This window comes from Fructobacillus cardui (assembly GCF_963580785.1).
Taxonomy (GTDB): Bacteria; Bacillota; Bacilli; order Lactobacillales; family Lactobacillaceae; genus Fructobacillus; species Fructobacillus cardui.
Genome location: NZ_CAUZLS010000005.1, coordinates 101,428 through 121,379 on the forward strand (window position 1 = coordinate 101,428; position 19,952 = coordinate 121,379).

General features: G+C 46.0%; 16 protein-coding genes, 1 rRNA gene and 1 riboswitch. Of the genes, 13 read left to right on the forward strand and 4 right to left on the reverse strand.

The window, feature by feature from the left end:
• Nucleotides 1–9 precede the first annotated feature (9 nt).
• The 5 genes from AABI20_RS05700 (at nucleotide 10) to AABI20_RS05720 (ending at nucleotide 5,575) form a co-directional block, all read left to right on the forward strand.
• A complete protein-coding gene (locus AABI20_RS05700) occupies nucleotides 10–1,035 on the forward strand; it encodes an ABC transporter permease (protein WP_288846830.1) in 1,026 nt (341 codons plus the stop codon).
• 10 nt (nucleotides 1,036–1,045) lie between these two features.
• Entirely contained in the window at nucleotides 1,046–2,098 is a 1,053-nt protein-coding gene (locus AABI20_RS05705; protein ID WP_338346105.1) for an ABC transporter ATP-binding protein, read from the forward strand.
• Nucleotides 2,098–3,033, forward strand: a complete 936-nt coding sequence (locus AABI20_RS05710; RefSeq protein ID WP_047974898.1) for an ABC transporter ATP-binding protein — start codon at nucleotides 2,098–2,100, stop codon at nucleotides 3,031–3,033. Before AABI20_RS05705 ends, AABI20_RS05710 begins: the two co-directional genes overlap by 1 nt.
• 138 nt (nucleotides 3,034–3,171) lie before the next feature.
• Nucleotides 3,172–4,683 carry a peptide chain release factor 3 gene (locus tag AABI20_RS05715; RefSeq protein WP_288846834.1) on the forward strand — a complete coding sequence of 504 codons (1,512 nt, stop codon included), beginning with the start codon at nucleotides 3,172–3,174 and terminating at the stop codon, nucleotides 4,681–4,683.
• A gap of 138 nt (nucleotides 4,684–4,821) precedes the next feature.
• Nucleotides 4,822–4,916, forward strand: a riboswitch (THF riboswitch).
• Nucleotides 4,917–4,948: 32 nt separating this feature from the next.
• On the forward strand, nucleotides 4,949–5,575 hold the full coding sequence (locus AABI20_RS05720) for a folate family ECF transporter S component (RefSeq protein ID WP_047974896.1): 627 nt from the start codon (nucleotides 4,949–4,951) through the stop codon (nucleotides 5,573–5,575).
• A 141-nt stretch (nucleotides 5,576–5,716) separates the two neighbouring features.
• Here the strand turns inward: AABI20_RS05720 and AABI20_RS05725 are convergent, their stop codons facing one another.
• From AABI20_RS05725 to AABI20_RS05735, 3 genes are all read right to left on the reverse strand, one after another.
• On the reverse strand, nucleotides 5,717–6,427 hold the full coding sequence (locus AABI20_RS05725) for a DUF6198 family protein (RefSeq protein ID WP_288846835.1): 711 nt from the start codon (nucleotides 6,425–6,427) through the stop codon (nucleotides 5,717–5,719).
• Nucleotides 6,428–6,517: 90 nt separating this feature from the next.
• Nucleotides 6,518–8,017 carry a 23S rRNA (uracil(1939)-C(5))-methyltransferase RlmD gene (rlmD, locus tag AABI20_RS05730; protein WP_338347081.1) on the reverse strand — a complete coding sequence of 500 codons (1,500 nt, stop codon included), beginning with the start codon at nucleotides 8,015–8,017 and terminating at the stop codon, nucleotides 6,518–6,520.
• Between the two features lie 41 nt (nucleotides 8,018–8,058).
• The gene (locus AABI20_RS05735) at nucleotides 8,059–9,231 is read right to left on the reverse strand and encodes a DUF998 domain-containing protein (RefSeq protein WP_047975660.1); all 1,173 of its coding nucleotides are present in this window, start codon (nucleotides 9,229–9,231) and stop codon (nucleotides 8,059–8,061) included.
• A gap of 210 nt (nucleotides 9,232–9,441) precedes the next feature.
• Between AABI20_RS05735 and AABI20_RS05740 the strand changes: the two genes are divergently transcribed.
• The 3 genes from AABI20_RS05740 to AABI20_RS05750 all read left to right on the forward strand — a co-directional run bounded on the left by AABI20_RS05740 (nucleotide 9,442) and on the right by AABI20_RS05750 (nucleotide 13,659).
• Complete coding sequence (locus AABI20_RS05740) at nucleotides 9,442–9,723, forward strand: transcriptional regulator (protein ID WP_248661608.1); 282 nt, start codon at nucleotides 9,442–9,444, stop codon at nucleotides 9,721–9,723.
• Nucleotides 9,724–9,784: 61 nt separating this feature from the next.
• A complete protein-coding gene (locus tag AABI20_RS05745; RefSeq protein WP_288846840.1) occupies nucleotides 9,785–11,947 on the forward strand; it encodes an AAA family ATPase in 2,163 nt (720 codons plus the stop codon).
• 416 nt (nucleotides 11,948–12,363) lie between these two features.
• Entirely contained in the window at nucleotides 12,364–13,659 is a 1,296-nt protein-coding gene (locus AABI20_RS05750) for an acetylornithine deacetylase (RefSeq protein ID WP_338347084.1), read from the forward strand.
• Nucleotides 13,660–13,911: 252 nt separating this feature from the next.
• On the opposite strand, the gene AABI20_RS05755 is transcribed toward AABI20_RS05750, so the two are convergent.
• A complete protein-coding gene (locus AABI20_RS05755) occupies nucleotides 13,912–14,208 on the reverse strand; it encodes a GNAT family N-acetyltransferase (RefSeq protein WP_338347087.1) in 297 nt (98 codons plus the stop codon).
• A 116-nt stretch (nucleotides 14,209–14,324) separates the two neighbouring features.
• Between AABI20_RS05755 and dut the strand changes: the two genes are divergently transcribed.
• The 5 genes from dut to AABI20_RS05780 form a co-directional block, all read left to right on the forward strand.
• Nucleotides 14,325–14,795, forward strand: coding sequence for a dUTP diphosphatase (gene dut / locus AABI20_RS05760; RefSeq protein WP_288846842.1), 471 nt, complete (start codon nucleotides 14,325–14,327; stop codon nucleotides 14,793–14,795).
• Nucleotides 14,795–16,165 (forward strand): DNA repair protein RadA, encoded by a 1,371-nt coding sequence (gene radA / locus AABI20_RS05765; RefSeq protein WP_338347090.1) that lies wholly within the window; start codon nucleotides 14,795–14,797, stop codon nucleotides 16,163–16,165. Before dut ends, radA begins: the two co-directional genes overlap by 1 nt.
• 157 nt (nucleotides 16,166–16,322) lie before the next feature.
• Nucleotides 16,323–17,819, forward strand: a complete 1,497-nt coding sequence (gene gltX, locus AABI20_RS05770; protein ID WP_047975666.1) for a glutamate--tRNA ligase — start codon at nucleotides 16,323–16,325, stop codon at nucleotides 17,817–17,819.
• Between the two features lie 97 nt (nucleotides 17,820–17,916).
• Nucleotides 17,917–19,329, forward strand: a complete 1,413-nt coding sequence (gene cysS / locus AABI20_RS05775) for a cysteine--tRNA ligase (protein ID WP_338347092.1) — start codon at nucleotides 17,917–17,919, stop codon at nucleotides 19,327–19,329.
• Nucleotides 19,330–19,865: 536 nt separating this feature from the next.
• Nucleotides 19,866–19,952 (forward strand): 16S ribosomal RNA (locus AABI20_RS05780); the annotation flags it as partial.

Below are 19,952 nucleotides of genomic sequence, written 5' to 3' on the forward strand. Positions count from 1 at the left end.
GGGGAGAACATGGAAGAAGTACAAAATGAATTTTCCCTCGTTGGGATTGAAGATAAGTCGGCCAGCGAAAACATCGTGAAGCCTGCCTTGTCAACTTGGCAAAGCGTTTGGCGCCGTCTTCGTAAGAATAAATTAGCAGTTGTTAGTTTAATTTTCTTGGTCTTGGTCATGCTCTATGCTTTGATTTCAGTGCCGGTAGTTAGTCAAAATTCTGCTAACGACTTTAATACTAATGCTGGTTCTAAATATAAGAACTTGCCACCAAAATCTGGTTTACCAATTCCCGGCTGGGATGGGAAGACGACAACCCCTGGGTCAGTTGATGCCACGGATGTTTATGAAAAGAATGGTGTTGATCAAAACTACCTTTTGGGAACAGATAACCTTGGTCGTTCAGTAGCTAAGCGTGTGACAGTTGGTTTGAGAATTTCGCTCTTTATTGCCATTGTCGCGACTGCCATTGACCTTTTGATTGGTGTTAGTTATGGTCTGGTATCTGGTTGGCTTGGTGGTTGGGTTGATACTACCATGCAACGTGTCATTGAAGTGATTTCAGCCATTCCAAACTTAGTTGTCGTGACCCTCTTGGCGATGCTCTTTGGTTCAAGTATTTGGTCAATTATTTTGGCCATCGCTTTGACTAGTTGGACCGGAATGGCTCGTCAGGTTCGTAACTTAACTCTGACTTACAAAGAACGTGACTTCGTCTTGGCTGCCAAGACCTTGGGCGAATCGGGTCCAAAGATTGCCTTGAAGCACTTGGTACCAAACATGTCTGGAACAATCATCGTGCAAATCATGATGACGATTCCAGCAGCTATTATGTTCGAAGCTGTTTTGTCAGCCATCAACTTGGGTGTCAAGGCACCAACTGCCTCACTGGGAACGTTGATTACTGATGGACAGAACATGTTGCAATACTACCCATATCAAATTTTGATTCCATCAATCGTCTTGGTCTTGGTATCCTTGGCCTTCATCCTCTTGGGTGATGGCTTGCGCGATGCCTTTGATCCAAAGATGGCGGATGAATAAGGAGGCCTTCATGGTAGCACCAATTTTACAAGTAAAAGACCTCCGCGTGGACTTTAACACCTATGCTGGAAAAATCCAGGCGATTCGAGGCGTTGATTTTGACTTAAATGCTGGCGAAACCCTGGCCATTGTTGGGGAATCTGGTTCCGGTAAATCAGTAACGACAAAGACCCTCCTCGGTCTAAATGCTCAAAACGCTGAACTAGGTGAAGAAAGTCAAATTCTCTACAACGGTAAGAATTTGGCCAAGTTGTCTGAAAAAGAATGGGAAAGTTATCGTGGCTCTGAAGTCGCCATGGTCTTCCAGGACCCGATGACATCATTAGACCCAACGATGAAGATTGGTAACCAAATTGCGGAACCAATCATGAAGCATCACGAAGTTGAAAAGGCTGAAGCACTAGCGAAGGCCTTGCAACTAATGAAGGATGTTGGGATTCCAAACGCTGAGGAACATATCAATGATTATCCTCACCAATGGTCTGGTGGTATGCGTCAGCGTGCCGTTATTGCCATTGCATTGGCCGCTGATCCAAAGGTTTTGATTGCCGATGAACCAACGACTGCTTTGGATGTGACGATTCAGGCCCAAATATTGCAGGTCTTGAAGAAGTTGCAAAAGAAGAACAACACGGCGATTATCTTTATCACTCACGATTTGGGTGTCGTAGCTGGAATCGCCGATCGAGTGGCTGTTATGTATGCCGGTAAGATTGTTGAAACCGGTCTGGTGAACGAAGTCTTCTATAATCCACAACACCCATATACATGGGGGTTGTTGGGGTCAATGCCATCAACAAAGACAGAGTCCGGTACCTTGCAAGCCATTCCTGGTACGCCACCTGACTTGCTTTACCCACCAAAGGGTGATGCTTTTGCGGATCGAAACGTCTATGGTTTGGCAATCGATCATGAAAAGCAGCCACCACTCTTTGAAGTGTCACCAACTCATTTTGCAGCCACATGGCTCTTAGATGATCGGGCACCAAAGGTAACACCACCACTTGAGATTCAGCGTCGCCAAGCATTTTGGCAGACCTTAGAAAATGAGGGGGCCAAGTAATGCAAAATCCAGATGCAAAGAAATTAGTTGAAATTAAGGACTTGAACCTGACTTTTAACGCTGGTAAGAGCAACGCCACTAAGGCAATTGATGAGATTTCCTTTGATATTTATGAAGGAGAAACCTTTGGTTTGGTGGGGGAGTCAGGTTCAGGAAAGACGACCATTGGTCGGACGATTCTGAAGCTGTATGACCAAGATTCAGGAACCATTACTTTTGATGGTCAAGATTTGGGTCAGTTGAAAAAGCAGGGAATGAAGGACTTTCGTAAGCAAGCGCAAATGATTTTCCAGGACCCACAGGCCTCATTGAACGGCCGTTTGCGGGTTGAAGATATCATTGGCGAAGGTCTTGACCAGGTTGGTTACAGCAAGAAGCGTGCCGAACGCGAAGCGAAGGTATTGGAATTGTTGAAGCTGGTTGGCTTGAACAAGGACCACGCCTCACGATACCCACACGAATTCTCTGGTGGACAGAAGCAACGAATCGGAATTGCCCGTGCGTTGGCTGTTCAGCCAAAGTTTATCATTGCCGATGAACCCATCTCAGCTTTGGACGTTTCTGTTCAGGCTCAGGTTGTCAACTTGTTGGCTGATTTGCAAAAGCAAAACAAATTGACTTACCTCTTTATTGCCCACGATTTGGCCATGGTCAAGTACATCTCTGACCGAATTGGTGTGATGCACTGGGGAAAGTTGGTTGAATTGGGCACTGCAGATGAAGTTTATAACCATCCATTGCACCCATATACCAAGAGCTTACTTTCGGCTGTGCCTGAACCTGACCCAATCGTTGAAAAGCAGCGTGTGATTAAGCCATACGATGCCAGCTTCGAAAAGGATGGACAGGAACGGAAGATGGTTGAGGTTGAACCTGGTCACTTTGTCTTGGCAACACCAGCGGAAGCTGAGCAATACAAGGCAGAACAAAAGTAAATCAGACCACTTTACGTACCTACTATTTTCTAACCTAAATAGTTTAAATTAAAAAAGCGTTTCAGGATGAACTGAAAGCAGATGTTTCTGCGCTCAGCCCTAGCCCTGAGCGCTTTTTTCATGTAAAATAAGTTTATTATGGAAAACTTTGAACAAGAATTAGAAAATCGGCGGACATTCGCCATTATTTCCCATCCCGATGCGGGAAAAACAACCTTAACGGAACAATTACTCCTCCATGGTGGGGTTATTCGTGAAGCCGGAACGGTCAAGGGTCGTGGGGCCAAGAAGATGGCTTCATCGGACTGGATGGCCATTGAGCAACAGCGTGGTATTTCTGTTACCTCTTCTGTCCTGCAGTTTGACTATGAAGGCAAGCGCATTAACATTTTGGATACGCCGGGGCACGAAGATTTTTCGGAAGACACCTATCGAACACTGATGGCCGTTGATTCGGTTGTCATGGTTGTTGATGCCGCCAAGGGAATTGAGCCACAAACTAAGAAGCTGTTTGAAATCGTTTCAAAACGTGGCATTCCCGTCTTTACCTTCTTTAACAAAATTGATCGTGATGCCCGGTCGCCATTGGATTTGGTGGACGAATTGGAAAGTATCCTTGGGATCCAAGCATACCCAATGAACTGGCCAATTGGCTCTGGACAGATTTTGCAGGGAATCTATGACTTGAAGCAAAAGGAAATGATTCCCTTTAAAAATGCAGCCGACCATCCAGAAGTTCGCCAAGAGGGATTGGATGAAGTCGAATTGTTGGAAGATGCTGGGAACCAATTTGACGAAGAGGCCGTTGCTACGGGTAAGTTAACGCCGGTCTTCTTTGGCTCCGCCTTAGCCAACTTCGGTGTGACCGAATTTTTGCGGGAATACCTGACTTACGCGCCAATGCCCGCGCCGGTAACAACAGTTGATAACCAGGTGATTGAACCAGACAATCCTGAATTTACTGGTTTTGTCTTTAAGATTCAGGCTAACATGGATCCTCGTCACCGTGACCGGATTGCCTTTGTGCGAATTGTATCTGGTGTCTTTGAACGAGGCATGGACGTTACGCTGGAAAGAACGGGCAAGAAGCTTCGTTTGGCCAATGTGACCCAGTTCATGGCGGAAGAGCGTGAAAACGTTCAGGGAGCCGTTCCAGGCGATATTATCGGTGTCTATGATACCGGGAACTTCCAAATCGGTGATACGATTTTCTCTGGTAAGAAGGCTGTGCGTTTCCCTGATTTGCCAACCTTTACCCCTGAGTACTTTAACAAGGTCATTGCCAAGGATGTGATGAAGCAAAAGTCATATCACAAGGGCATTACCCAACTGGTCCAAGAAGGAACCATTCAGCTGTACAAGTCATGGAACTCAAGCGAGTATATTCTTGGTGCTGTTGGACAGTTGCAATTCGAAGTATTCAAGTTCCGAATGGAAAATGAATATAACGTTGAAATTCAATTTGAGCCGATTGGTTCAAAGGTTGCCCGCTGGATTAACCCAGACCAAGTGGACGAAAAGATGGCTTCATCGCGGAACTTGCTAGTCAAGGATCGCTACGACCGTCCCGTCTTCTTATTTGAAAATAATTTTGCATTGAACTGGTTTAAGGATAAGTATCCAGACGTTCAATTAGAAGCAAAGATGTAAGTAAAAATGCCGCCATCGCGATGGTGGCATTTTTCTTTGGCTTGAAATAAACGAACGTGATATAATAGATACCGTCAAATGTTCGTTTTATTTAAATTTAAATATCTTTGAACGAAACGATAGTTGGCAAAAAATAAATATGGGGTAGGAACCCGTGCGTTAAGTGCAGTGGAAACGGAATGTGAGCCACTGACGAAACATTTATGTGCGGTACGGGTTTCGCATTCACCAACCCGGTGAACGCTCCTTTAGGAGGTTCAAGAATATGAACAAGCACACAGTTTTCAAGAAATGGGGGCTGTCTTCTTTGTCGATCCAGCAGCTCGTTTTGCTAGCGGTCTTAATGGCCCTGTCGTTGGTTATCGGTAAGTTTTCGGTCATGCTGACACCAACCATCAAGATTTCCTTTGTCTTTTTGGCATCGTCTCTGATGGGGCGGTTCTTCGGTCCAATCTGGACGATGCTGGTGATGGTCTTACTCGACTTCGTTAATGTGACCTTTTTTGTTGCCCATGGCGCCTGGTCGCCAATTATGGCCTTTGGCGTTGTGTTAGCTGGAATTATTTATGGCGGGTTCTTCTACCAACAGCCGCTGACAAAGACCGTTCACTGGGGTAAAATCCTGGTGGCCGTTTTGCTGATTACCTTTGTGGTTAACTTTTTAGTGAATACCTTCGCCTTGATGGTCATGTATTCACCACAACATTCATGGTCGGTCTTTTCGGCCATGTTGTCAGCACGGTTGCCAAAGCAATTGATTTTCTTCCCAATCCAGTTGGTTCTAACTTATTTGGTTTTGAATAACCGCATTGTAACTCAAATTGGTCAACAATTCTTTCCGTCACAGAGGAAGCAAACGGCGCAAGCTGATTCTATTCAAACAAAACCATAAAAAATCAGGTTGATCCCAATTCGAAAGCGGGATTGGCTCACGGTGTAAAGCAACTTTTTATGATGTTTTTTGCCAGTAAACTGAAAAGGCACTCGCGTTCGATTTCGAACGTGGGTGCCTTTTTGTGTTTGAAACTGATTTTTAATCCTTGTTTTGGACTGGGATATCCTTGTGGGTTAAATCCATATTGCCGTGGACAAGGTGAGGGAAGACTAGGTTGTCGGACCAGGCGATAATTTGTCCCTGCAAGAAGAAGGAAACGGCCGTTCCGATGTTAATGGAAACGATACTACCCGAATAGGCCCAACAAGCTAGTGAAATACCAATGGCAAAAATAAAGTTGGAAATTTGTGCTTTGGGAGCGGAACCACGGAAGTAGGAGAAGCGTAGGATGTTGGTCATATCATCAATCGGATGAAGGATGAAGTTAACCCGCTGGTAAACCGAAATGGCGACTCCAACGACGGCAACACCAAAAAGATCGAGTGGGATGCGGAGCCACAGTGAAACTGTCTGAACACCCATCTGAACAAAAATAGTATTGAAAAAGCCGGCTAAAAAGGAAAAAAGAAGGCCGAAGGTGATATTGCCGAGGAAACGCTTGAAAACAAACTTTTTGGCCAAAAAGAGATTTGCAACGGCAACCAAAACGGTCGTTGCTGCCAGGTAAATCGAAATCGGTACCCCGGTAACGTGGGCCAAATTGGCTGCACCGGCAGTCCACGGAGCAGAACCGAGGTTTGTTGCCACGGAAAGCCCATTTCCAAGGGCATCGAGCGTTAGTGAGAGCAAAAAATAAAAGTAAACCTGCCGCCAACTTAATTCAAAATATCGTCCATCACGGTGGTACATAGCTGCATCTGCCTTTCCAAAAGATAAAAATCACATTATTTTCATTATAAAAGAAAGAGTCGCTAAATAAAACGGCTCTTTTCTATCTTTTTATTTCAGTGACAGCTTCACGATGCCTTCCCAACGGGGAGTCTGAGGAAACATGTCGATTGGTTGAATAAAGTCTACTTGATAGGCAGAATCGAGGTCTGCTAAATCGCGGGCTAGTGTTGAAGGGTTGCAAGAAATATAGACTAATTTCTTAGGCTTTGTTTTGAGCAAAGCTCGTTTGAAAGCATCGTCCAAACCCGGTCGTGGTGGATCGACGACCACGGCAGTTGGTGCAAAGCCTTCCTTAGCCCACTTTGGAAAGACCTTTTCGGCTGTTCCTACTTCATAGAAGGCGTTTTCAATGCCATTTTCTTCAGCGTTTAAGCGGGCGTCTGCGACAGCTTCTGGAATAACTTCCATTCCGCGAACTTCCTTGACCAAGAAGGCCATCGACAGGCCAAGCGTTCCCACGCCTGAATAGGCATCGACCAGGGTGTCACCCTTGTTCAGGTCTAATGCCTTAATCGCGATTTCGTAGGTCTTGGTCATCTGCTCGTGGTTGAGCTGTAAGAAGGCCCGTGGGGAAAAGGCGAAGTTGAGCCCTAAGATTTCCTCATGGAGGTAGTCATCACCCCAAAGCTTGATGGTCTCATCGCCCCAAATCAGCGATGTTTTGCCAAAATTGATATTTTGGAAAATACCACTCAGGGCAGGAATCTTTTCCGTGAGGGCATCGATGACCGCTAAACGACCGGGGAATTCCTCGACATTTGTGACCAGTACTAACTGGGCCTGGCCTTCTTGGTTGGCACGAACGATGATGGTCTTAACCAGGCCGGTGTTCTTGGTCTCGTTGTAAAAGGAAACAGAAGCATCGGACAAGATTTGGCCGACCTGACGAACGATGGCCATTGATGTTTCATCTTGGGTAGCGATTGTTGGTAAGTCCACGATATCGTGGGTGCCACGCTTGTAGAGCCCTAATTTAACCTCACCTTTAATCTTGCGAATTGGTAAAGAAGCCTTATTGCGGTAGTGGTAGGGAACATCCATTCCAATCGTGTCATTGATTTGGTAGTTTTCAAAGCCCTTGGGCTGGAACTTTTCCAGGGCCTGCACGATTAGGTCCTTTTTGAAGGCTAATTGAGCAGGGTAAGAAAGGTGGGCGAGTTCGAATCCACCAACCAAGTCGGCAGCCGGATCTTCTGGCGTGACGCGGTCCTGGCTTTCCTCGCGAATCGTGACAACCTTAGCCTCAATATACTTTTCGGTAAAATCAGTTACCTTAGCGGTGACGACTTCGCCTGGTAAGGCACCGGGGATGAAGACAATTTTGCGCTTAAAGTAGCCGATTCCTTCACCGTTAATGCCGAGCCGCTTGATGGTTAATGGGAACTTTTGCCCAATTTTAACCTCAACGGGTTGGCTGCGATTGGAGCGGTTGCCCTGATTTTTTGAGTAACGGTTTGGGCGGGGACGGTTACTCTGGTTCTGTCCGCGAGTGGCACTCTTTGACCGACTGGGAGCCTTTTGGTGAGCGTTATTTTTTTCTGCTGACATAGGTGTCATTCCTTTTCATGGTACAAAAGCGGGTTCTGATTTTATTCGATTGATTTGAGTGTGACTTGGTACGATTGGGACTTCGTCTCGTACAGCATATGAATATTTTGCATTAAAAGCAAGAGCCAAGAAATACCAAGGCCTAAAATAATGATTTCAAAGGCCGTCAAAGACAGGTAACGAATACCGTAGAAGAGAAAGGCGGTGACTACCATGCTGAGGGCGGTTCCTAATGAAAAGAGCTTAAATTCACGATTGGCATTGGGCAAAAGCCAGTAAATTAAAAGCATGGGACCACCCGTACCAACAATTAACAAGTTGGCCGCTGTGTCATGGGCGATATGGAGAAGGCCGGGATTATTTGGGAGTGCACCGATGGCCAACAAGCACAAGGCATCAAATGTTAGAAAGACCCTTAAAATGGTCAATCGGTGGTGCTGTTTGTAACGCTTTTGGATGGGAACAAATAGGTAGTCAATTAAAGTTCCCCAGAGTATGCCGGCAATGATTAATGTAGCGTTAAAGGTCCAGGAAAAGTGGGCCTTGGCCGTGCCCAAAAAAGAAAAATTATGCTGCCACCATAAAAGCCGCGAGTTGGTTACCATGGCTACTAGGACCCCGCAGACGATGGTAATAATCAAAAGGACCATCATAAAGGACGTGGAAATTAGTGTGACGGTGTAAACCATTAAATAGTTGACGATACTGACAAAGACGAAAAAGAGGATGGTCGCCGTCAATCGGTCAAAGATTGCTGCCTGAAAGAGGTAGCCAATTGCCCAGAAAAAAGCAATCATGGCAAAGGCCTGAATGAGGGCGATTGAAAAAAACAGGGTTGGTGCGAGACGCGTATCGGTTTTCTTCTTAATTAGGTCTTTTTCTTGGCGGATATTTTTGAGATGAAGAGGGATAAAGGAACCCATCCCAGTAATTTCACCAAAGAAAATCACGGCTGTTGCTAGTGAGCTGTCGCCGGTGAGCGGGATTAAAGGGTTTTTTTGCCATAAAATCCAAAAGGCAAAGGCGATGGTTGCCAAGAATGATGGCACCAAAAACCGCCGGATTGAGAGTTCCTGTTTATTGTTTTCAGTTAGAACTGGTGTCAAAGTTAAGGAAGCATTATTGACAACTAAGCCAAGTTTGGCCCCGTCAGTTAAGTCGAGATTATTGACGGCCTCTTCTGGAATTTCGATTTCGTAACGCTGGTTGGCCATTCGACACCCCTTTTTATAGGAAGAATTTTTTTATTTTGTTGGAATCATTATAGCTAGAGCCGCTTGACTCTAGGGCAACTACTCTATTTTAATCAAAAAATAAAAAAAATAATATAGCACACTTGTGTTATACCATGTATGTGTTATAATAATAGATGTGGAGGGGGAAGAAAATGTTAGAAAAGAGATATCAAAACTGGGGTGATCAGAATGGTACGTTTTAACATTAAGGCTTATTTGGTGGATAAGTCGTTAACCATTTATCGGGTTTCGAAAGAATCCGGCTATGGTTACACGACGATTCATCGGTCTTTCAATAAGGCCCAAAGCCAAGCAACTTCACTAAATATACGAGATTTAGATGCCTTAGCCCGGGCCCAGCAAATGGAAATGTGGCAAGTATTAAAGGAATTGGAAAACGGTTATCAGAAACCTGATCCAGATCAAGAATCACTCGTTAAAAATAAGCGGGATTCGAAATCCGACGGTTGAGATGACACTGCCAATTTCGAAAAGAAAGTAAATTTATATAAAGAGGAAGGTATATTAATTTATGGCAAATCAAAATGATGCATTTAACAACGGATTTAACTCAGATATGAACAATATCTTTGATAGTATGATGGGTAACTTGAATGGTTTAAACTCAGAAAACCGCCGTTATCTAATTAACGGTCGGGAAGTGACGCCAGAGGAGTTTGCACAATATCGGCAAACTGGTCAGTTACCAAATGACGCACAACAAGGTCAGACAGCAGGTAATGGTCGCCCTCAAGCCGCAAAGCCCGGACAAATTAAGCAAGATGGCATGTTGGCAAAATTAGGTCGGAACTTGACCCAAGAAGCCAAGGATGGCTTGCTTGATCCAGTTATCGGCCGGAACAAGGAAATTCAAGAAACAGCCGAAATTTTGAGCCGGCGGACAAAGAATAACCCTGTCTTGGTTGGGGATGCTGGTGTTGGTAAGACGGCGGTCATCGAAGGCCTAGCTCAGGCCATTGCCGCCGGGGATGTGCCGGCCGCTATCCAAGACAAGCAAATTTATTCAATCGATATTTCAGCACTGGAAGCTGGTACGCAATATCGTGGTGCCTTTGAAGAAAACGTGCAAAAGTTAGTCGATGAAGTCAAGAACGCTGGTAACGTGGTCTTGTTCTTCGATGAAATCCACCAAATTCTTGGTGCTGGTTCAACCGGTGGCGAAGACGGTGGTAAGGGCTTGGCTGACATTTTGAAGCCAGCCTTGTCACGTGGCGAATTATCTTTGATTGGTGCAACGACTCAAGATGAGTACCGGAACACGATTTTGAAGAACGCCGCTTTGGCTCGTCGGTTTAACGAAGTCAAGGTCAACGCTCCTTCAGCAGCAGATACGTTGAAGATTTTGGAAGGAATTGCTCCTCTTTACGAGAAGCACCACAACGTTGAATTACCAAAGGATGTCTTGCAGGCAGCTGTGGATTACTCAGTGCAGTATATCCCACAACGGTCATTGCCTGATAAGGCCATCGATTTAATTGATATGACGGCTGCTCATTTGTCAGCTAAGAACCCAGCAACCGACAAGGTTTCTTTGGAAAAGAAGTTAGCTGATTTGAAGAAGGACCAAGAAGATGCTGTTGGTCAAGAAGACTATGAGAAGGCTTTGAAGGTTAAGAATGAAATTGCTGACGTTCAAAAGAAGTTAGATTCTGCTAAGAACGTTGAAAAGATTAAGGCAACGCCAAACGATGTTGCTCAAGCCGTTGAACGTTTGACGGGTATCCCAGTTTCACAGATGGGTGCTTCAGATATCGAACACTTGAAGCAAATCGACAAGCGCTTGGCTGGTAAGGTTATTGGTCAAGATGAGGCCGTCGACCTCGTTGCCCGTGCCATTCGTCGTAACCGTGCCGGCTTCGATGAAGGAAACCGTCCAATTGGTTCGTTCCTCTTCGTTGGACCAACTGGTGTTGGTAAGACGGAGTTGGCAAAGCAGTTAGCACAAGACCTCTTCGGTTCGAAGGACTCCATTATCCGTTTGGATATGTCAGAATATTCTGATTTAACAGCCGTGTCAAAGTTGATTGGTGCAACAGCCGGTTATGTTGGCTATGACGACAACAGCAATACTTTGACAGAAAAAGTTCGTCGTAACCCTTACTCAATCGTCTTGTTGGATGAAATTGAGAAGGCTAATCCACAAGTCTTGACTTTGCTCTTGCAGGTCTTGGATGATGGTCGCTTGACGGATGGTCAAGGAAACGTGGTGAACTTCAAGAATACCGTGGTCATTGCCACTTCAAATGCCGGATTTGGTAACAAGGATGTGGAAAAGGGTGACTTAATGGACCGGTTGTCCAAGTTCTTCCGTCCAGAATTCTTGAACCGTTTCAACGGTGTGGTTGAATTCTCAGCCTTGACTAAGGAAGATTTGAAGCAAATTGTCGACTTGATGTTGGCGGATGTGGATAAGACCTTGGCTAAGAAGGACTTGACGTTGCGGATTTCTGATGGTGTCAAGGAACACTTGATTGAAGATGGTTATGATGAAGCCCTAGGTGCTCGTCCATTGCGTCGAGTAATTGAACAACAGATTCGTGATCAAGTAACTGATTTCTACTTGGATAACCCTGGTAAAAAGGCATTGTCAGCTGACTTGGTTGATGGCAAGGTTGTCATTTCAGCTATCGAAGAAGATGACGATGCAAAGTCTGATGACAAATCAGCAAAGTAATCGCTTTTAAAACGAGCCCCAGTCGCAGGTTGCGGCTGGGCGTGTTGAGTGGGATTTAGCTCTGCAATCTGATTACGACTTTTGGTGAATTTTTTGGTGATCCTCGGCAGCAATCTGGCGGCTTTCGGTGGATTTTTCGGCAGTTCGTGCCAGCAAGCTGAAGACTTTCGGTGGACCCCTCGCAGTCTCTGGCAACAATCACAACACTTTGCTGCGATTCTGCACAAAAGTATGCTATTCTAAAAAGGCTAGGGGAGCCATCCGCTGAGACCTGAAAAGGGACCCTTTGAACCTGAGAGTTAGCACTCGCGTAGGAAAGCCAAATACGTTGATACTAAATTAGGGCTCATTGTCCAACTCGAAACTTCTCTAGCACAAAACACTGTTGCAGAGAAGTTTTTTTGATTGGAGAAAAAATGACTACTGATGAGAAGCAAGCGGTTTTTGCTGCTATTGACCAGGGGCAAGAAGAGTTTTTACACATTCTTGAGCGTTTGGTCGCGTTTGAAACGGTTTCACCGCCGGCACGAAATACCAGCCCACTACAAGAGTGGCTGGCCAGCGAATTAGCGCAATATGGCTTGGAAACCAAAATTGAAGACTTTTATGAAAAAGACCGATTGCTCGAAGCCAAGAAGCCGGGGAGCGCACCGGCAACCCATCACAATCTCATGTTAAATGGCCATGTCGATGTGGCTGCCCTGGAAAATCAGGATTTGTGGGAAACCGACCCCTTTGTCCTGAATAAAAAGGGCGACACCTTAATTGGTCGCGGAGTGAGTGATATGAAGGGGGCAATGGCTGCCTATGTCTTGATTTTTAAAATCCTGGCTGATTTGCATATTGATTTGCCCGGTGACCTTTACCTGCAGTCCGTGGTTGGCGAAGAGTTGGGCGAAGCGGGAACTAAGACTTTGCTGAACTACCACCAAGACCTGATTGATTTTGCCATTGTTGGTGATACCAGCGATACGCACTTCCAGGGGCAAGGTGGGGTAATCACAGGCTGGATTACGCTGAAGTCGCCTCATACCTACCATGATGGGAACCGGATTAAAATGGTTCAGACTGGTGGTGGCCTGAAGGCTGCTAGCATGGTTGAAAAGATGCCGGTCGTTATGAATGCCCTCCAGCAACTTGAGCGCTATTGGGGCATCACAAAGTCTTATCCTGGCTTTGCACCCGGAACGGATACGATTAACCCTGCCTATATCGAAGGCGGCATCCACCCGGCCTTTGTGGCCGATGAATGTCGGCTGTGGATTACAGTTCACTTTTATCCTAATGAGACGGTTGAGGGAATTGAACAAGAGGTTGAAGAGGCCGTTCTGGCAGCGTCCAAGGCTGACCCATGGTTGAAGGATGACCTGCCAACCTTTGAGTGGGGTGGTGATTCGATGCTGGTTGATCAAGGTGAAATCTTCCCGGCGCTGGAATTAAATCCGGATGGCGATGCCTTCCAAAAATTAGCGCGGGCCCATGAAGAAAGCTTTGGCCAAAAGCCGGTGGTGGGAATGTCGACTTCGGTTTCTGATGGTGGTTGGTTTGGCTACTACCATATTCCGGCCGTCGTCTACGGTCCGGGCCAGTTTGTTCAAGCCCATAGCGATAATGAGTCGGCGAGCCTGGCACAACTGCAAACCTACACTAAAACGATTGCTGCCTTTATCCTCGACTGGTGTCAGAGTGAAAAATCAGTAGAAGCACATTAGGTATTCGCTGGTGATTGCTAACCTAAAATAATAAAAAGAAGTCGACCGAACCGGTGGTGGATTTCCTGCACAATGGGGCCGATTTCTACTAAAAAACGTCAAAGTGAATCTGGATGAAACGCTGTTCTTCCAATTAGCTTTGACGGTTTTTGATAGAGGATGGGGATGCTTTTTACCTTTGTTGACGATGGGGTTGCTACTTATCCTACTTTCGGCGCTTTTTATTGACGACGGGGGCTATTTCCATCCAGACTACTTTTGATTCAACTGGCTCGTCGTATCAACATCCTGGTATTCGTCACGGAAGCTACGGAATAAAACGGCGGCGTACCGGCAGGCCGGTTGAACGAGTTTGCCTTCCGTTCGGGCTTTGTTGACGACTTCGTCAACCAGCTGGCGCGCAATATTTTGCCCGCGCAGGCTGGGGTCGACGAAGGTGTGGTTTAAAACAAGGCTATTTTCGGCCTGATTTTCCACGTAGGTCACCTCGCCGAGCTGTACGCCGTCCTTTTCGTAGTAGAATGCTCCTGGTTTTGCAGTGATGGCCATTAGAACCTCCCAAAATGATGTGACGGTTTAGAAATTAACCGCAATGACGTATAATAAATTAGTTAAATAATAAGTTGGTTATATGCCAGATTAATGGAAATGTAAAGGGGTTTGGAATGAAAAAGCGTGGATTTGAAATTGTCAGTCAGTATGAAAATGCCGGTTTGACCCTGCCAGCTCGGTCAACCGAACGAGCAGCGGGCTATGACTTTGCTGCAGCAACTGATATTGTCATTCCAGCACCAACAGAAGGTGTTCAAAATCCAGTCTTGATTCCAACGGGTATCAAGGCCTATATGCAGGCGGATGAATACCTGCAATTGGTTTCACGGTCATCTTTGCCAAAGAAAAAGCACCTGGTGATGCCAAATGCGGTTGGAATTATTGATGCGGATTACTACAACAATGAACAAAACGAGGGCGAAATCATGGTGCAGGTCCTCAATATTAGCCAAGAAGACGTTGTGATTAAGAAGGGTGAGCGGATTGCCCAGGGAATCTTCTTACCTTATTTGCTAGCCGATCAGGATGAAGATACTATCAAGGCCGTTCGTGCCGGTGGCTTTGGTTCAACCGGGGAAGGCTAATGGCCAAAACGAAAACCCAATTTATTTGTTCCAATTGTGACTTTATTTCGGCCCGCTACCTTGGTCGTTGTCCAAACTGTGGCGAGTGGGGAACTTTTGTTGAAGAAAAAATCCAACCAGAAACGACCAACCGCAAGGCACGAGTCGGTATTAACGGTAAGGTTGCTAAGGTCCAAGCCATTAACGAAGTTTCTTTGGAAGATACGCCCAAGGTCACCACTGGCCTGAAAGAATTGAACCGCGTCCTTGGTGGCGGAGTTGTAGCTGGGACCCTGGTGTTGATTGGTGGTGACCCCGGCATTGGGAAGTCAACGCTTTTGCTCCAAGTTTCGGGCGAACTTTCCAACCACGGTAAGGTCCTCTATGTGACGGGTGAAGAATCGGCCTCTCAGGTTAAGTTGCGGGCGGACCGGTTAGATGTCGGTGGTCAGCAATTCTACCTTTATCCGGAAACCGATATGACGGCGGTGAAAAAGCAGGTCGAAGAAATGAAACCGAATTTTTTGGTGATTGATTCCGTGCAGACGATGCAGGAACCTGATTTGACCTCACCAATTGGATCTGTTGCCCAGATTCGGGAAGTGACGGCAGACCTGTTGCAGATTGCCAAGACCAACAACATCACAGTCTTCATCGTTGGCCACGTGACCAAGGATGGGGCCATCGCTGGTCCAAAGATTTTGGAGCATATGGTTGATACGGTTCTCTACTTTGAAGGGGACCGCCACTATAAGTACCGGATTCTGCGGGCGGTCAAAAATCGTTTTGGTGCTACAAATGAGCTTGGCATCTTCGAGATGCGTGATCAGGGATTGGTTGAGGTTGCCAATCCTTCCGAGATTTTCTTGGAGGAACGCCTGGCTGGTGCCACCGGGTCGGCAATTGTTGCGACATTAGAGGGGAACCGGCCAATCTTAGCGGAACTCCAGGCCCTCGTAACCCCGTCTGTCTTTGGGAATGCGCAACGGACGGCTACTGGCCTGGACCGCAATCGCGTTTCGGTCATTATGGCGGTTTTGGAGAAGCGGGCGAACCTTCTGCTACAAAATCAAGATGCCTATCTCAAGGCGGCTGGTGGCGTTAAGCTCGATGAGCCGGCCATTGATTTGGCGGTCGCGGTCGCGGTTGCCTCGTCTTATCAGGATAAGGAAACCAGGGCCAGTGACGTCTTTATTGGTGAGCTGGGCTTGACCGGTGAAATCCGGTCGGTGGCTGACTTAGAAGGTCGGCTGAAGGAAGCAACTAAGTTAGGCTTTTCGCGGGCAATTGTGCCTAAGAACAACTTGGCTGGCTTGCGTTTGCCGGATGGTCTTGAGGTCGTTGGCGTGACGACGATTAAAGAGGTGTTGCGCCTGGCGCTTGGTGACTAGGCTGGCGGAATCGCTAGTACCGGCTGCCGACCATCTATTTTGAAATCAGGACCAAAACGATCCTGATTTTTTCATGAGGGCTGAAAGCCTGCCCGACTTGTTGTATACTTAAGAAAGAATTTTTCAGCGTTAGGCTGTACTGAGGAGAACAATATTCATGACTGATGACTTTCGTGTTCGTTATGCCCCATCACCAACGGGCTATCTACACATTGGAAACGCCCGAACGGCGTTGTTTAACTGGCTTTTTGCCCGCCACTACAATGGAACTTTTGTAATCCGAATCGAAGATACCGATTCTGCGCGAAACATTGAAAATGGTGAACAGTCACAGTTGGAAAACCTGAAGTGGTTAGGCTTGGATTGGGATGAAGCACCTGATAAGCCTGGTCAGTATGGACCATACCGCCAATCAGAACGAAATGAACAGGGAATTTACCAAGAATTCATCGATGAACTTTTGGCTAAGGGCCTTGCTTATAAGTCTTACAAGACTTCTGAACAATTAGCCGAAGAAAGAGCAGCACAACAGGCTGCCAAGCAAGCCCCTCACTATATCTATGAATATGAGGGCTTGACCAACGAAGAGCGCGAAGCGAAGTATGCTGACTTTGAAGCCCAAGGCTTGAAGCCAGTTGTTCGTTTCCGTGTTCCAGAAGAAAAGGTCTATGCTTGGGATGACATCGTTAAGGGTCATATCGAAATTGGCGCCAAGGAAGTTGGTGGTGATTGGGTTATTCAGAAGGCCGATGGGATGCCAACTTATAACTTTGCTGTTGTAGTGGATGACCACTTGATGAAGATTTCGCACGTTTTGCGCGGGGATGACCATGTTTCCAACACGCCAAAGCAAATGATGATCTATGAAGCTTTGGGCTGGGATGTGCCAAAGTTTGGTCACATGGCCTTGATTATCAATGGCGCAACGGGTAAGAAGTTGTCAAAGCGTGACAACGATGTTTTGCAGTTTGTGGAGCAATACCGCGAATTGGGTTACCAACCAGAAGCTATGGATAACTTCATTGGTTTGTTGGGCTGGTCACCAAAGGGTGAAGACGAAATCTTCTCACTGGAAGAATTCAAGGAAATGTTTGACGAGCACCGCTTGTCAAAGGCCAACGCCAAGTTCGACCAAAAGAAGCTGGAGTGGATTAACAACCAGTGGATCCGTAAGGACAAGGACCGTATTATGCCACAGCTCTTTGATCAAATCATTGCAGCTGGTCTGATTTCAAAGGAAGAAGCTGAAAAGCGTGCCGACTGGTTGAAGGAAGTTATCGAAGTCGCTGGTGTTGACGGTATTTCTTATACGAAGCAAATCGTTGACTTGGTCCGCGAACCATTCTTCCAGTTGGGCGAAGTGACGGATGAAATGGTCGATTATTTGACATCTGAAGATGGTCGTAAGGTCTATGACGCCTGGGAAAAGGCCTACACAGCCTTGCCAGATGATGCCGATGCCGGAACTTATATGGCTACCATTCGTGGTATTCAAAATGATCTTGAAATTAAGGGCCGTAATTTGTGGAACCCAATCCGAATTGCGACAACTCACCAAATTCAGGGGCCAAACCTACCTGAAATGCTTGTCTTGTTGGACAAGCCGGCCGTCTTGAAGACGATGGCTGATGTCAAGGCCAAGTACCTCGACTAAGGTTTTAAAACAGCACTCACTTTGAGTGCTGTTTTTTGTTGGTTTTGCTATAATGAGAGCAAACAATGACGATTACTAAAGTAAAAGAGGTCCGCATATGCTCCAAGTCTATAACACCTACAGCCTGGAAAAAGAAGATTTTGCCCCGCAGGAGGCTGGCAAAATTACCATGTACCTGTGTGGACCGACGGTTTATAACTACATTCATATTGGTAACGCTCGATCAGCTGTTGCTTTTGACACGATTCGGCGCTATTTGGAATGGCGCGGTTATGAGGTGAATTTCGTTTCCAACTTTACTGATTTGGGTGATAAGGTTATCGCTCAGGGTGAAAAAGAAGGCCTAACTGAGCAGGAAGTGGCCGATAAGTATGCGGCTGCTTTTGCAGAAGATACACGGCAGCTAAACATTAAGCCGGCTACTAGCCGTCCGCGTGCGACCGAATATATGAAAGAAATGGTCGAATTCGTTGAGCGATTGCTTGAGCAAGGTCAAGCCTATGAAGTGAACGGTAATGTTTACTTTTCGACGAAGAAGTTTAAAAACTATACAGCACTTTCCCACCAAAACATGGAGCAGTTAGAGGAAAATGCTGCTGGTCGCCTTGGGGAAGAAGAACAAGAAGATAAGCAGGACCCAACTGATTTTGCCTTGTGGAAGAGTGAAAGTCGGCCGGATGTCGTTGCTTGGTCATCACCATGGGGACCAGGTCGCCCTGGCTGGCACTTGGAATGCTCGGTCATGAATGACCAGTTGCTAGGCGAAACGATTGATATTCATGCTGGTGGGATTGATCTAACATTTCCACACCATACGAACGAATTGGCGCAGTCGGAGTCATACCACCACCGGCAGTTTGTTCGTTATTGGTTGCATAACGGCTTTGTCAATGTTAATGATGAAAAGATGTCGAAGTCACTGGGCAACTTTGTTACCATCCATGACTTATTGAAAACGGATATTGACCCGCAGGGGCTTCGTTTCTTCTTGGCCAAAACTAACTACCGTCGGGCGATTTCCTACAGTTCAAATCGATTGGACCAAACACAAGGCGAGCTTGATCGGTTGTACCGGGCGTATCAGGGTCTCTTAGACGCCAACGCGGTAGCGCCAGCGGGTCAAGTTTCAGAACAGGTGCAAAATCAGGTAGCGGAATTGGAAGAGTCCTTCATCGAAGCGATGGATGATGACTTTAATACAGAGAACGCGGTTACCGTTATCTTTGATTTGGCAACTTTGGCTAATAAGGTGCAAAATCAGGAAACTGCAACGCAGGGTGACCTAGAGTGCCTGGCTAATCGTTTGCAAACTTGGCTAGGTATCTTTGGGATTGAACAGTTGACGAAAGAAGTTGTTCTCACACCAGATCAAGAGGCTTTGTTGGCAGAACGAGCAGCAGCACGAGCTGCTAAAGACTTCCAAACATCGGATGCCATTCGAGATCAATTGTTGATAACTGGCCTGGTTGTTCGTGATAGTCCACAGGGGCAGACTTGGGAATTAAAGTAAATCCGAACATTGTTACTTAAATAAACGGATAAATTTGTTTAAATCGAACGAATTTATCCTTTTTTTATTTAAAAAACGTCTTTAATTTTTTGGTTAAAAAGTCCTTGCAAAACTATTGACGAGTAGGAGGGTAGGCGCTATACTAGTTATTGTTCGTTACGAAGCAAACGTGCTTCTAACGAAGCGCTGGTTATCTTAGATGACCGGCAGTTGATAAAAGCTTTTCAGAAAGTTGTTGACATCGTTCAACATTCCTGATAAACTAATCAAGTTGCCCTAACAAAGCAGCTCAAATAACTTTCCAAATTAGTTGTTGACTTTGCTTCACGGCTATGGTAAACTAAATGAGTTGCCCAACAAGGCATCGCACATTGAAAACTGAACAAAACTTTGAACAAACAAATCTGTAACGGTGGCTACTTGGTAAGTAGTCACAAACAAATTTGCGAAGTCAATTCGTAACAAACAATAAACGGATAGGCGTTATCGAGAGATAGCAACTAGTCAGTTTGATCGAAGAGCAATCTTCAAACTTTTAACATGAGAGTTTGATCCTGGCTCAGGATGAACGCTGGCGGCGTGCCTAATACATGCAAGTCGAACGCGCAGCGAAGAGTGCTTGC